This window comes from Streptosporangium pseudovulgare (assembly GCF_014648055.1).
Taxonomy (GTDB): Bacteria; Actinomycetota; Actinomycetes; order Streptosporangiales; family Streptosporangiaceae; genus Streptosporangium; species Streptosporangium pseudovulgare.
Genome location: NZ_BMQJ01000001.1, coordinates 679,923 through 693,462, shown reverse-complemented (window position 1 = coordinate 693,462; position 13,540 = coordinate 679,923). Strand labels below are relative to the sequence as shown.

General features: G+C 74.3%; 12 protein-coding genes. 4 read left to right on the top strand and 8 right to left on the bottom strand.

Going from position 1 to position 13,540, the window contains the following annotated elements; translation table 11 throughout:
* The first annotated feature begins 103 nt into the window (after window positions 1-103).
* On the top strand, window positions 104-778 hold the full coding sequence (locus tag IEZ10_RS03020; RefSeq protein ID WP_229810879.1) for an HNH endonuclease family protein: 675 nt from the start codon (window positions 104-106) through the stop codon (window positions 776-778).
* Here the strand turns inward: IEZ10_RS03020 and IEZ10_RS03015 are convergent, their stop codons facing one another.
* From IEZ10_RS03015 to IEZ10_RS03005, 3 genes are all read right to left on the bottom strand, one after another.
* On the bottom strand, window positions 779-1,159 hold the full coding sequence (locus IEZ10_RS03015; protein ID WP_189244848.1) for a PepSY domain-containing protein: 381 nt from the start codon (window positions 1,157-1,159) through the stop codon (window positions 779-781).
* 209 nt (window positions 1,160-1,368) lie between these two features.
* Entirely contained in the window at window positions 1,369-2,622 is a 1,254-nt protein-coding gene (locus IEZ10_RS03010) for a sensor histidine kinase (RefSeq protein ID WP_189244847.1), read from the bottom strand.
* Complete coding sequence (locus IEZ10_RS03005; protein ID WP_189244846.1) at window positions 2,619-3,299, bottom strand: response regulator transcription factor; 681 nt, start codon at window positions 3,297-3,299, stop codon at window positions 2,619-2,621. The genes IEZ10_RS03010 and IEZ10_RS03005 overlap by 4 nt, the downstream gene beginning before the upstream one ends.
* A gap of 94 nt (window positions 3,300-3,393) precedes the next feature.
* Between IEZ10_RS03005 and IEZ10_RS03000 the strand changes: the two genes are divergently transcribed.
* Entirely contained in the window at window positions 3,394-4,017 is a 624-nt protein-coding gene (locus IEZ10_RS03000; protein ID WP_189244845.1) for a hypothetical protein, read from the top strand.
* 168 nt (window positions 4,018-4,185) lie between these two features.
* On the opposite strand, the gene IEZ10_RS02995 is transcribed toward IEZ10_RS03000, so the two are convergent.
* The 5 genes from IEZ10_RS02995 to aceB are packed head-to-tail and all read right to left on the bottom strand — an operon-like array spanning window position 4,186 to window position 10,657.
* Window positions 4,186-4,926, bottom strand: a complete 741-nt coding sequence (locus tag IEZ10_RS02995; protein WP_189244844.1) for an IclR family transcriptional regulator — start codon at window positions 4,924-4,926, stop codon at window positions 4,186-4,188.
* A 29-nt stretch (window positions 4,927-4,955) separates the two neighbouring features.
* Window positions 4,956-6,194: a (Fe-S)-binding protein gene (locus tag IEZ10_RS02990; RefSeq protein ID WP_189244843.1), complete on the bottom strand. Its 1,239-nt coding sequence runs from the start codon at window positions 6,192-6,194 to the stop codon at window positions 4,956-4,958.
* Window position 6,195: 1 nt separating this feature from the next.
* The gene (locus IEZ10_RS02985) at window positions 6,196-7,575 is read right to left on the bottom strand and encodes an FAD-binding oxidoreductase (protein ID WP_189244842.1); all 1,380 of its coding nucleotides are present in this window, start codon (window positions 7,573-7,575) and stop codon (window positions 6,196-6,198) included.
* Window positions 7,575-9,032 (bottom strand): FAD-linked oxidase C-terminal domain-containing protein, encoded by a 1,458-nt coding sequence (locus tag IEZ10_RS02980; protein WP_189244841.1) that lies wholly within the window; start codon window positions 9,030-9,032, stop codon window positions 7,575-7,577. The genes IEZ10_RS02985 and IEZ10_RS02980 overlap by 1 nt, the downstream gene beginning before the upstream one ends.
* A 38-nt stretch (window positions 9,033-9,070) precedes the next feature.
* A complete protein-coding gene (gene aceB, locus IEZ10_RS02975; protein WP_189244840.1) occupies window positions 9,071-10,657 on the bottom strand; it encodes a malate synthase A in 1,587 nt (528 codons plus the stop codon).
* Between the two features lie 234 nt (window positions 10,658-10,891).
* Between aceB and IEZ10_RS02970 the strand changes: the two genes are divergently transcribed.
* Together IEZ10_RS02970 and hflX are read left to right on the top strand one after the other, a co-directional pair.
* Entirely contained in the window at window positions 10,892-11,695 is an 804-nt protein-coding gene (locus tag IEZ10_RS02970; RefSeq protein WP_189244839.1) for a DUF4097 family beta strand repeat-containing protein, read from the top strand.
* A 249-nt stretch (window positions 11,696-11,944) separates the two neighbouring features.
* Window positions 11,945-13,402, top strand: a complete 1,458-nt coding sequence (hflX, locus tag IEZ10_RS02965) for a GTPase HflX (RefSeq protein WP_229810878.1) — start codon at window positions 11,945-11,947, stop codon at window positions 13,400-13,402.
* Window positions 13,403-13,540: the final 138 nt, after the last annotated feature.

Sequence of the window (13,540 nt, the reverse complement as noted above, 5' to 3'; positions counted from 1 at the left end):
CCCGCTTCGGGCTCACCGCAGGGTTGAGGTTTTGGTGGCTCCCTGTCGGTGGTGGGGTACTTTGCCACTTCATGGGTAACGAAGCGGTGTGAGAGGTGGCATGATGCGATCGGCGCTGGGACGGGGCGCGGTCGCCGCGGTGACGGTGTTCACGCTGGCCGGCTGCGGCGGTCTGACCGGGGCGGCCCCCGGCGACGGGCAGGGCGCGGCCGGCGGGAAGTCCGCGGCCCAGGCGCTCAAGGATCTCGACAGGCTGCAGGTCAAGGGCCGGGCCCCGCTGACCGGCTTCGACCGCGATGAGTTCGGGCCCGCATGGTCGGACGTCGACCACAACGGCTGCGACACCCGCAACGACATCCTCAAGCGCGACCTGAAGGACGAGAAGTTCAAGTCCGGAACCCACGACTGCATCGTGGTGAGCGGCGTCCTGGACGACCCCTACAGCGGTAAGACGATCAATTTCGAGCGCGGCCAGAAGACCAGCTCGGCGGTGCAGATCGACCACGTGGTCGCCCTCGCCGACGCCTGGCAGAAGGGCGCCCGGCAGTTGCCGGAGAGCAAGCGCAAGGAACTGGCCAACGACCCGCTGAACCTGCTGGCCGTGGACGGCCCGCTGAACAGCCAGAAGGGTGCGGGCGACGCGGCGACCTGGTTGCCGCCGCGCCGCGCCTACCGGTGCGCCTACGTCTCCCGTCAGATCCAGGTGAAGGTCAAGTACGACCTGTGGGTGACGTCCGCGGAGAAGGACGCCATGCGGACCGTCCTGAAGTCCTGCTGATCAGTCGTCCAGCTTCCGCTTGACCCGGGTGACCTGCCCGGTGGCGGTCGACACGTGGACCTCGTACTCCCAGCGGCCCTTGCGCAGCTCGACCTTCCAGACCCGGCGGCCGTGCTCCCACTCCCGCTCGACCTCGGTCACCCGGGCGCCGGGCACCCGCTTCCGGGCGATCCGTACGGCCTCGCGGTAGGAGATGCCCGCGGTGGTGATGGTCGCCGCGGCGGGCACCGCCACGGTGGTGGCCGCCGCGGCGCCGGCGGAGAGGGGGGCGCCGGCCGCGGGCCGGGCGGCGGCGAGGACGGTCCCGCCCTCGCCGAACAGGAGGGCTGCGGTGGTCGCGGTGGCGGCGGTCGCGAGGGCGACCTTGGTGATCTGTCTCATGTGCCCAGGTTCGCCGCGATCACGATAGCGCCGCGCTAAGCCCGCCCTAAAACAAGCCGCACTCTTTGCCGGGGCGCCGCCGGCCCCGAAGGGCGTCACGCCTTCGCCGTGCACCACCCGCCGGAACGTCACGCCCGCCGGATCGCCGCCCTCCGGACGCGCCGCGCCGTCCCCGGGACGCGGCCGTGCCGTGCGGACCCGTGCGGACCCTACGCTCCGCCCAGCAGGAGGGTGACGCTCGCGCCGCCCGTCGCGGAGGCGCCCAGGGACAGCGAGCCGCCCGACGACTCGGCCGTGCGGCGGGCGATGTCGAGGCCGAGACCGGTCGATCCGGCGCCGCTCCTGCCGCGTTCCGGCGGCGCGGCGGTGCCGAAGCCGGGCCCGTCGTCGGACACGGTCAGCAGCGCGCCGCCGTCCGCCGCGGCCAGCCGTACGGCGAGGCCCGCCCCCTCGGGGGTGTGCGCGAACACGTTGCCCAGCAGCGCGTCCACGCAGGCGGCCAGCTCGTCGGCGGGGACCGCGACGGCGAGCGGCCCCGGGGCCAGGTCGAGATCGAGCCGCCGGCCCTGGTCCTCGGCCAGCACCGACCAGAACGCGACCCGGGCCGAGACGACCGCCGCCGCGTCGCAGCCGGCCCGGTCCCGCGTCCGCCGCCTGGCCTCGACGATCACCGAGGTGACGGCCCGCTCCAGGGCGTCCACCCGGGCCTCGATCCGGGCCGCCTCACCGGGGTCGGCCAGTGACTCCGCCTCCAGCCGCAGCCCGGTCAGCGGGGTGCGCAGCCGGTGGGACAGGTCGGCCGCGTTCTCCCGCTCCTCGGCGAGCAGGCCGGTGATGCGCTCGGCGAGGTGGTTCAGCGCGAGGCCGACCGCCCGGACCTCCGGCGGGCCGCCGGGCACGGTCCTGGCCGCCAGGTCGCCGCGGGCCAGCCGGTGCGACACCCCGGCCAGGGCCGAGACCGGCCCGGTCACCGCGCGGGCCAGCCGGTCGGCGACCAGGACGCCGAGCCCGGCCAGGGCCACGCCGAGGGCCGCCAGCCCGGCCCACACCCGCGCCACGCCCTCGGTCAGGTCGGCGTCGCTCAGGTGGACCCGCACCACGGCAGTGCCGCCCGGCACGCCCTGGACGGCGACCAGGACCTCCCGCCCGCCCGGCACCGCGGCCGTGACGCTGCGGCCCCGGGCGGCCAGCTCGACGGCGGGGGAGCGCCGGGCGGAGGCGCCGACGACCCGCCCGTCCGGGAAGAAGACCGTCACCGGGTGCGCCGCCCGCTCGGTGCCGAGCCGCAGCGTCTCGGTGTCCACCGAGCCGACCGTCACGGCCACCGAGTCGGCCTCGCTCTCGGCGGCGCTCATCGCCCGGCCCTCGGCCGCCGTGCGGACCAGCAGCGCGAGCGGGACGAGCAGGGCGATCAGGACGAGGGAGGTGGTCGCCGCGACCAGCAGGGCCAGCCAGCGCCTCATGCCGGGGCGGCCAGCCGTACGCCGACGCCGCGCACGGTGTGCAGGTACCGGGGGGCCGCGGAGGTCTCGCCCAGCTTGCGGCGGAGCCAGGAGAGGTGGACGTCCACCGTCTTGTCGGCGCCGCCGTAGGGGATCTGCCAGACGTGGGTGAGCAGCTCCCGCTTGGTGACCACCTCGCCGGGCCGGGAGGCCAGGTAGTGGAGCAGGTCGAACTCCTTGGGGCTGAGGTCCAGCGGCGCGCCGTCCAGGCTCGCCTCCCGGGTGCGGGCGTCCACCCGCAGGGCCCCGACGGTCACCGCGCCGTCGGCACGGCCGGCGCCGGCGCGCCGGAGCACCGCCCGGATCCGGGCGTCGAGCTGGGCGGCGGTGAACGGCTTCACCACGTAGTCGTCGGCTCCGGCGTCGAGCAGCCGGACCATCTCCGCCTCGCCGTCCCGGGCGGTCGCCACGATCACCGGGATCCGGCTGACCGCCCGGAGCATGCGCAGCAGGTCGAGGCCGTCGAGGTCGGGCAGGCCCAGATCGAGCACGACCAGGTCGGGGCGCTCCTCGACGGCCAGTCGGAGACCGTCGAGGGCGGCGGCGGCCGACGCCACCGCGTGGCCCCGGTCGCGCAGGGCGCGGGTGAGCGAGTCGCGGATCACGGCGTCGTCTTCGATGAGCAGCACATTGGACATTTGCCGCAACGGTAGCCCGGTTGTGACCCTCGGCATAAGCACGTTATCGACGTCTTAACCACGCCTTATCCATCGCGCTGGGAGAGTGGGACCCGTGAGCAGGCGCATTCCCCTCGCCGCCGCCGCGGGCTGGCTGATCACCGCCGCCATCGCGACCGGGGCGGGCGTAACGGTGATCGGTGTCCTCGGCGAGCCGCTGGCCGACTCCGCCGGTCGTCCGCTGTCCGCGCGGGAGGTCCGCGAGGCGCTCGCCCGCGCGACCCCGGCCGCGGACGTCACCGCCGCGGGATCCGCCCCCTCGGCAGACCCGACCGCCGCCGGGCCGGCGTCCACCACCGTGACCGAGGCGCCCGCGGACGCCCCCGCCGAAGACCCCGCCGCCCCGACCGCCGCCGGGCCGTCAGCCACCCCCACGGCCGTCTCCACGGCCGTTTCTGCGACCCCCATGACCCCCGTGACCCCCGCGCCCACCGCCGCCGGGCCGCCGCCCGGCCGCAGCCGGCTGATCGCCACGGCGGGCGGGAACGTGATCGCCCGCTGCGACGGTGGAATGGTGACCCTGCGGTCGTGGAGTCCGGCGCAGGGCTTCCACGTCGACAAGGTGGACCGGGGGCCGGACCGCCGGGCCCGCGTCGAGTTCGAGTCGGAGTCCGGCGAGGTGAAGGTCGAGGTCCGCTGCTCGGCCTCGGGCACCCCGGTGCACACCCTCGACGACTGATCCCGCGCCCGCCCTTGGCCGCGCGGTATCCGTCCCGTCCCGGCCCTCCCCACCGTCCGCGCGTCCCGGCCCGTCCCGGCCCGGCCCTCCCCGCCGTCCGCGTGCCCGGGTCCGGCGCGGACCCGGCGCGGAAGCGGACCGGGCGCAGACCAGGCGCGGACCCGGCGGTCAGAAGCCGAGTTCGGCGCGGAACGCCTCGGCGATCTCCCTCATGCCCCCGGCCAGCTCCTCCCGGTCGAGGGCGTCGATCCGCTCGGCCGGGCCGGACACCGACATCGCGGCCACCACCCGCGAGCCGTCACGCACCCCGACGGCCAGGCAGTGCACGCCCAGCTCCTCCTCGCCCAGGTCCGTCGCGTAGCCGCGCCCGCGTACCCGCTCCAGCTCCGCGAGCATGCCGGGCAGGTCGGTGATGGTGTTGGCGGTCCGCCGCGGCATGCCGGTCCGCTCCACGATGGAGGCCACCTCGGTGTCCGGCCGCGCGGCCATCAGGACCTTGCCCACGGCCGTGCTGTGCGGCAGCACCCGCCTGCCGACCTCGGCGAACATCCGCAACCGCCGCGGGGAGGGCACCTGGGCGACGTAGACCACGAAGTCGCCCTCCAGCACCGCGAGGTTGGCCGTCTCGCCGGACAGCTCGACCAGCTTCGCCAGGTACGGCTGCGCCCAGGTGCCGACCATGCGCTCGGCCACCCCGCTGAGCCGCAGCAGCGCGCCGCCCAGCGCGTACCGGCGGCCCTCGTCCTGGCGGACGTACCCGCGGTCGACCAGCGCGCGCAGCAGCCGGTGGATCGTCCCGTACGGCAGGCCCGTCCCGGCGGCGATCTCCGACAGCGTGGCCTCGCCGCCCCGCTCGGCCAGCGCCTCCAGCACGTCCAGTGCCCGGTCGACCGACTGCACGCCGCTCATGCGATCCCCCTGTCCGATCCGTCCTACGCTCACGGCACCTTCGCCAGGCCCCGCAGGGAGGCGTCCAGGACCTGCGCGGTGTGCGCGACCGGCAGCTCCGGGCCGCCCCGGCGGCGCAGGGCCGCGGTGATCTGCATGGTGCAGCCCGGGTTGGCCGAGACCAGCAGGTCGGCCCCGGTGGCCAGCACCCGCTCGGCCTTGCGGTCGCCCAGCTCGCGCGCCGCCTCGGGCTGCAGCAGGTTGTAGGTGCCCGCCGAACCGCAGCACACGGCGGCCTCGGCGACCTCCCGCACCGTGAGGCCCGGGATGGCGGCCAGCAGCGTGCGCGGCTCCGACCGTATCCCCTGGGCGTGCGCCAGGTGGCAGGCGTCATGGTAGGCCACCGAGAGCCGCAGCGGGTGCCGCGGGGCCACCGGGCCGAGGGCGGCCAGATACTCGGCCAGGTCGGCGGTCCGGATCGCGCGGGCCCGCTCGGCCCACTCGCCGCCGAGGATCTCGGCGTACTGCTTCATGGTCGATCCGCAGCCCGCCGCGTTGACCACCACCGTGTCCACGCCGGCCCGCTCGAAGGCGGCGATCGTCCGGCGGGCGAGCCGTACGGCCTGCTCCTCACGCCCCGCGTGCAGCGACAGCGCCCCGCAGCACCCCTGCGACGGCGGGATGACCACGTCGCAGCCCTCCATCGCGAGCACCCGGGCGGTGGCCGCGTTCACCTGCGGGAAGAACTCGCCCTGCACGCATCCGGTGAGCATCCCGACCGTGGCCCTGCGCCGGCCGACGGCCCTGACCCGGCGCGGCAGCCGTACCCGGTCCGGCACGTCGGGGGCGAGACCGGCCATGGCCGCCAGGGACGGGTTGATCCGCTCCAGCCGCGGCGCGATCCGGCGGCGCGCCCCCGCGGACAGGCGCAGCGGCAGCCGTAGCGCCCGCAGCCGCCGGGGGTAGGGGAAGAGCTGGAAGACGATCTCCCGCAGCGCCCGGTCGGCGGGCTCCCTGACGTGCTCGCGCTCCACCACGGCACGGGTCTGCTCGATGAGCCGGTCGTAGCGCACCCCGGAGGGGCAGGCGGTCACGCAGGCCATGCAGCCCAGGCACGCGTCGAAGTGCCCGGCCATCTCCGGGGTCAGCGGGGTGCCGCCGACGTGCTGGCCCATCAGGTGGATCCGGCCGCGGGGGGAGTCCATCTCCTCGCCCCACAGCACGTACGTCGGGCAGGTCGGCAGGCAGAACCCGCAGTGCACGCAGTCGGCGATCAGTTCGGGGTCCATGTCAGATCCCTCCGGGGAGGCGGCCGGGGGACATCCTGCGGCCGGGGTCGAGGCGCTCCCTGACCCGCCGCATCAGCGGCAGCGCGCTCACCGGCCCCCAGGGGTCGACGGCGGTCATCAGCGCGGGCGGCGCGGCGACGACGGTCAGCCTGCCGCCGAGGCCGGCCAGGCCGTCCCGGACGGACGTCACGAACCCCGCGAACTCCGGCGGCGCGACGCCGGAGGGCAGCCCGGCCCGCAGGACGCCCGACGCGACCGACCCGCGCACCCGGGCGGGCAGGACGCCGGCCGCCACGGCCCGCAGCGCACCGCCGGCCCGACCGGGCGGGAACCGCAGCTCCAGCAGCGTCTCCTCGCCGGGCGGCACCCCCCACCACGCGGGCGCCTCATCGGTGACCCGCGCCGGGCCGTGGCCGTCCATCAGGTCCCGTACGGCGCGCGCCCGCTCCTCGGCCGCGGTCCCCTCGACCAGGACGGCGAGCGAGGGCTCCCGGCCGGGGCCGGGAAGGTCGGCCTCGATCGCGCTCGGCTCGGCGGGGGAGGCGGCCAGCAGCCCGGCCAGCGTGTCCAGCGCGCTCCCCTGCGAACAGGACGGCGAACAGGACGGCGAACCGGACACGGCCGGCTCCGCGACGACCCAGCGGCGGGCGGGCGGCACGGGGTTGAGGCGGAAGACCGCCTCGGTGATGACGCCGAGCGTGCCGTGGGAGCCGGTGAACAGCTTGCCCAGGTCGTATCCGGCGACGTTCTTGACGACCTTGCCGCCGGACCTGGCGACCGTGCCGTCGGCCAGCACGACGGTGACGCCGATCAGCAGGTCGCGGGCGGTGCCGTAGCGGAACCGCAGCGGGCCCGCCTCGGCGGTGGCGAGCGTGCCGCCGACCGTGGCGCCGCCGGCGGGGACGTCGAGGCAGAGCCGCTGTCCCCGTCCGGCGAGGACGGCGGCCAGCGTCTCCATGGTCGTGCCGGCCAGGACACGGACGATCAGGTCGCCCGCGGCGTGTTCCAGCACCCCGTCGAGGCGGCCGGTGCCGACCACCAGGTCGCAGCGTTCGGGCGGCAGGCCCCGGTGCGGCTTGGTGCCGCCGCCCGCCGGGACCACGGCGAGGTCGTGCGCGGCCGCGTGGCGCAGCAGCGCGGCGACCTCCCCGGTGCTCTCCGGCAGCGCCACCCAGCGGGGCCGGACGCCGGACACGGCGTCGCCGGGCCCGGCCTCCCGGACCGCGACCCCCGTCCCGTACGGCGCGGCGGCCTCGTGCGCGACCGTCTCGTACGGTGCGGTGACCTCGCGTGCGGCCGTCCCGTACGGCGCGGCGGCCTCGTGCGCGGCCGTTCCGTACGGTGCGGTCCCCTGTGGTGTGTCCTCGCGCCGGCCGTCCATCAGAACTGCTCCGCCCGTCCTGACTCGACCAGAGGGTGCGCGCCTCTGCGGACCCCGGGGACCTCGCCGCACAGGCGGGGGGTGGGGAAGACCTTGCCGGGGTTCGACAGGCTCCGGGGGTCGAAGGCGCAGCGCACCCGCTGCATGGTGTCGAGATCGTCTTCTGAGAACATCTTCGGCATATATCGGGATTTATCCACGCCGACGCCGTGCTCGCCGGTGATGGACCCGCCGTGCTCCAGGCACAGGTCGAGGATCCGCCCCGAGACCAGCGCGGCCCGCTCGGCCTCCCCCGGCCGGGCGTCGTCGAACAGCACCAGCGGGTGCAGGTTGCCGTCCCCGGCGTGGAAGACGTTGGCCACCCGGATGCCGTGCTCCCGCGACAGCCGGTCGATGCTCGCCAGCACCCCGGGCAGCGCGGTCCGGGGCACCACCCCGTCCTGCACGATGTAGGCGGGGCTGATCCGGCCCACCGCGGCGAAGGCGGACCTGCGGCCCTTCCAGATCGCGGCGCGCTCCTCCGGACTGTCGGCGGTCCGCAGCTCGAACGCGCCGGTCTCCCGGCAGATCCGGGTCACCTCCTCGTACTGGCGGGCCACCTCCGTGGCGGGCCCGTCGAGCTCGACGATGAGCACCGCCCCGGCGCCCTCGGGGTAGGCGCAGGCCACCGCGGCCTCGGCCGCCTCGATCGCCAGGGCGTCCATCATCTCGATGGCGGCGGGCACGATGCCGCCGCCGATGATCGCCGACACCGCCCGGCCGCCCCGCTCGATGCCGTCGAAGGCGGCCAGCAGCGTCGTCACGGCCTCCGGCGCCCGGGTCAGCCGTACGGTGATCTTGGTGGCGATGCCGAGCGTGCCCTCCGAGCCGACGAACACCCCCAGCAGGTCGTAGCCGGGGTCGTCGTCCGACAGTTCGACGATCTCGCCGTCGGGGGTGACGACCTCCAGGCCGAGCACGTGGTTGACCGTGAAGCCGTACTTCAGGCAGTGCGCGCCGCCGGAGTTCTCCGCCACGTTGCCGCCGATCGAGCAGACCTGCTGGCTGGAGGGGTCGGGCGCGTAGTAGTAGCCCAGGTCGCGCACGGCCTCGGTGATCGCGAGGTTGGTGACCCCCGGCTCCACCACGGCCCGCCGGGCGGCCATGTCGACCGACAGAATGCGCCGCATCCTGGAGGTGACGATCAGCACCCCGTCGGTGCGGGGCAGCGCGCCGCCCGACAGGCCGGTGCCGGCGCCCCTGGCCACGAACGGCACGCCGCGGGCGGCGCAGAGCCGTACCACGGCCGCGACCTGCTCGGTCGTCTCCGGCAGCACGACGACGCCGGGGACGGCCCGGTGGTGGGTCAGCCCGTCGCACTCGTAGGTGCGCAGCCGTACCGGATCGGTGATCACCGATCCGCGGCCGAGGGCCTCCTCCAGCCGCCGGGTCAGCTCCGCGAGCGGCTCCGCCGCCATCGCCCCTCCTTCCGTGTCCCCCGCGTGGTCACACCGCCTCAGGGCATCCGCGCGTAGGCGGGCAGGGTCAGGAACTCGGCGAAGTCGTCGTCCAGGGCGACCTCCTTGAACAGGGCGGTGGCCTGGGCGTAACGGGCCTCGTCGTAGCCCGGCTCCGCCTTGATCCCGTCGAGCTCCTCGTCGATGATCCGCTCGACGAGCTCCCTGGTGACCACGGCCCCGGTGTCGGCCAGCTCGATGTCGTTGTGGATCCACTGCCAGATCTGCGACCGGGAGATCTCCGCCGTGGCGGCGTCCTCCATCAGGTTGTGGATCGCCACCGCGCCCTGCCCGCCCATCCAGGCCGCCAGGTAGCGCAGCGCCACGTCCACGTTGTTGCGCAGCCCGGCCTCGGTGATCTCACCCGGCGTCTTGGAGACCGCCAGCAGGTCCTCGGCCGTCACCCGGACGTCCTCGCGCAGCCGGTCGAGCTGGTTGGGACGGTCGCCGAGCACGCCGTCGAACACATCGCGGCAGATCGGCACCAGGTCGGGGTGGGCCACCCAGGACCCGTCGAAGCCGTCGCCCGACTCGCGGGTCTTGTCGGCCCTGACCTTCTCCAGCGCGACCCGGTTCACCTCCGGGTCCCGGCGGGAGGGGATGAAGGCCGCCATGCCGCCGATCGCGTGCGCGCCCCGCCTGTGACAGGTGCGGACCAGCAGCTCGGTGTAGGCGCGCATGAACGGCGCGGTCATGGTCACCGAGTTCCGCTCGGGCAGCAGGAACTCCCGGCCCCGGGTGCGGAACTTCTTGATCACGCTGAACAGGTAGTCCCAGCGGCCCGCGTTGAGGCCGGCGGAGTGCTCGCGCAGCTCGTAGAGGATCTCCTCCATCTCGAACGCCGCGGGGTAGGTCTCGATGAGGACGGTCGCGCGGATCGTGCCGCGCGGGACGCCGAGCAGCTCCTGGGCCCGGACGAAGACGTCGTTCCAGAGGCGGGCCTCCAGGTGCGACTCCATCTTCGGCAGGTAGAAGTAGGGGCCCCTGCCCTTGTCGATCTGCCGCCGGGCGCAGTGGAAGAAGTAGAGACCGAAGTCGACGAGCGAGCCGGAGGCCGGGGACCCGTCGACGACGACGTGCTTCTCGTCCAGGTGCCAGCCGCGCGGGCGGACCACGATGGTGGCCAGCTCCTCGTCCGGCCCGAGCGCGTAGCTCTTGCCGCCGGAGGAGAAGTCGATGGCCCGGTCCAGCGCGTCGCGCAGATTGAGCTGGCCGTTGACGGTGTTCTCCCAGGTGGGGGCGTTGGCGTCCTCGAAGTCGGCCAGCCACACCTTCGCCCCGGAGTTCAGCGCGTTGATCGTCATCTTCCGGTCCACCGGGCCGGTGATCTCCACGCGGCGGTCCACCAGGCCGGGCGCGGGCGGGGCGACCGTCCACTCCGACTCGCGCACGTGCGCGGTCTCGGGCAGGAAGTCCAGGGTGCCGCCCGCCGACAGCCGCGCCTGCCGCTCCTGGCGGGCGCGCAGCAGGTCGAGACGGCGGGGGCCGAACTCGCGCTGGAGGGCGGCCACGAAGGCCAGCGCCTCCGGCGTGAGGATCTCGTCGAACCTGTCCAGCACGGGGCCGGTGATCTCAACGCCGTCCATGCGCTTCCTTTCCGTATAGCGGAAAAATAATTCTGGGATGTGGAATAGACGCTACTGGGCGGATCCCTGCCGGTCAACGGTGGGGGATTCCTCAGGGTGTGCTCGGGGGAGTCCCGGATGCTCCCGGCCGCCGGGCCGTGTGAGAGTTGATCCCGCCTCCCCGCGGCGGGGAGGGGCCGAGGCGCGGGACGGGCGGAGACCCCCCGGGCCGAGGCGTGCCGAGGAAAGGGACCCATGAAGAAGAACCTGGTCGTCGCCGGGGCGCTCCTGGGCGCCGTCGCCCTGCTCTCCGGCTGCGGGGTCGGCATCGGCTTCGGCCCGTCCGAGCAGGACGTCGTCTCCTACGACGTCACCGGTTCCCTGAAGGTCCTGGACGTCACCACGGACTCGGGGGACATCGTGGTCGGCGCCTCGGACCGGCAGGGCGTCCACGTCACCGAGACGCTCCGCTGGCGCGGCAGCCGGCGGCCCGAGACCGAGCACCCGGTCCAGGGCGGCACGCTCACCCTGCGCCAGGAATGCGCCCGCGGCTGCGAGGTCCACTACAAGATCGAGATCCCGCGGGGGCTGGACGTCACGGCCGACACCGGCTCGGGCAACGTCACCCTCCGCGGTCTGAAGGGGACGAAGGCGACCGCGAAGACCGGTTCCGGCGACATCGAGGCCGGCTCCTCGGAGGTCGGGGAGCTCACCGCCGAGACCGGCTCGGGCAACGTCACCCTGCGGAGCCTGAAGGGCGAGGATGTGCGGGCCGAGAGCGGCTCCGGCGACATCGCCGCCCACTCCCTGGCCTCCCGGCGGTTCACCGCCGAGACCGGCTCGGGGACGGTCGAGGCGATGTTCGACGCCGCGCCGGACCGGGTCGCCGCCAGGTCCGACTCGGGCGACGTCACCCTGCGGCTGCCGCGGAACACCTACGCGCTGACCCTCGACACCGGTTCGGGCGACAAGACCGTCCAGGTCGGAAACGACCCGGCCTCCCCCAGGAAGGTCGAGGCGCGCAGCGGCTCGGGGAACATCGACGTGCTGCCCTCCTGAACCTCCCCTCCCGGACCTTCCCTCCCGGACCTTCCCTCCCGAACGGCACGGCCCTGCCCGCGTACGGCGGGCGGCGGGTGGCGGGCGGCGCGGATCCCGGCCCGGCGACGGCGGAACGACCGGGACGCGCTGCGGGTCCTTACCGCGAAACAGCCGATAACCGGGTGAGAATGGCGGTGCCCACGTGGCACCATCGAGGGAAGATACCCGGAGGGTTCAGGCGTTGTTCTCTATGAGATGAGGACGCGTATGAACCATGCATCTGAATGGAGCAACGACATAGACACTCGTGAGCCGCTGGACATCGACCTGTTCGACGAGCCGATCGACACCGGTGAGCTGGACCTGGCCGACCGCCAGGCACTGCGCCGGGTCGTGGGACTCTCCACCGAGCTTGAGGACATCACCGAGGTCGAATACCGCCGGCTGCGACTCGAGCGGGTCGTTCTGGTCGGCGTCTGGACCTCCGGCACGGCGGCGGACGCCGAGAACTCTCTCCTGGAGCTGAAGCTGCTCGCCGAGACCGCGGGTTCCGAGGTGCTGGAAGGTCTGATCCAGCGCCGCCAGAAGCCCGACACGGCGACCTACATCGGCTCGGGGAAGGCACAGGAGCTCGCCGACGTCGTCTCGGTCACCGGCGCCGACACCGTCATCTGCGACGGCGAGCTGAGCCCCGGCCAGCTCCGCCAGCTCGAAGACGTCGTCAAGGTCAAGGTCATCGACCGGACCATGCTGATCCTGGACATCTTCGCCCAGCACGCCAAGAGCCGCGAGGGCAAGGCCCAGGTCGAGCTGGCCCAGCTCAACTACCTGCTGCCGCGGCTGCGCGGCTGGGGTGGCAACCTGTCCCGCCAGGTCGGCGGGCGCGCCGCGGGCGGCGTCGGCATCGGCGGCCGCGGCCCCGGTGAGACGAAGATCGAGCTGGACCGCCGCCGGATCCGCGAGCGGATGGCCAAGCTGCGCCGGCAGATCGCCGAGATGACCACCGCGCGCGAGACCAAGCGGGCACGCCGAGTGCAGCGCGAGGTCCCCGCCGTGGCCATCGCCGGTTACACCAACGCCGGCAAGTCGTCCCTGCTGAACCGGCTGACCGGTGCCGGTGTGCTGGTCGAGGACGCGCTGTTCGCCACGCTGGACCCGACCGTCCGCCGGGCGCACACCCCCGACGGCCGCCTGTTCACGCTGGCCGACACCGTCGGGTTCGTCCGGCACCTGCCGCACCAGCTCGTCGAGGCGTTCCGTTCCACGCTGGAGGAGGTCGGCGACGCCGACCTGATCCTGCACGTGGTGGACGGCTCGCACCCCGACCCGGAGTCCCAGCTCGCCGCCGTGCGATCCGTGCTCTCCGACATCGAGGGCGCGCTGGACATCCCGGAGATCGTGGTCGTCAACAAGGCCGACGTCGCCGACCCGGTGGTGCTGGCCCAGCTGACCGCGCGGGAGAAGCACACCGTCGTGGTCTCGGCCCGCACCGGCGCCGGGATCGACGAGCTGATGGCCGTCATCGAGCGCGAGCTGCCCCGCTTCGACCAGGAGGTCAGGATGCTGGTGCCGTACCAGCGCGGTGACCTGATCTCCCGCGCCCACGCCGAGGGCGAGGTCCTCGGCGTGGAGCACACCGAGGACGGCACGATCCTGCACGCCAGGGTCCTGCCCGCCCTCTTCGCGGAGCTGGAGCGGACCGCCAAGCCGGTCGAGACCGTCTGATCCGCCGTCCCCTCGGGGCCGGTCCGCGTCGCCGGACCGGCCCCGAGCCGTGTCCGGGGCCCTCAGACGGCCTTCGGCCCCGAGCCGGGCCCGCGAGGCGCCCGCCGGCCCGGCCGGTCCTCGTGCGGTCCCGGCCGG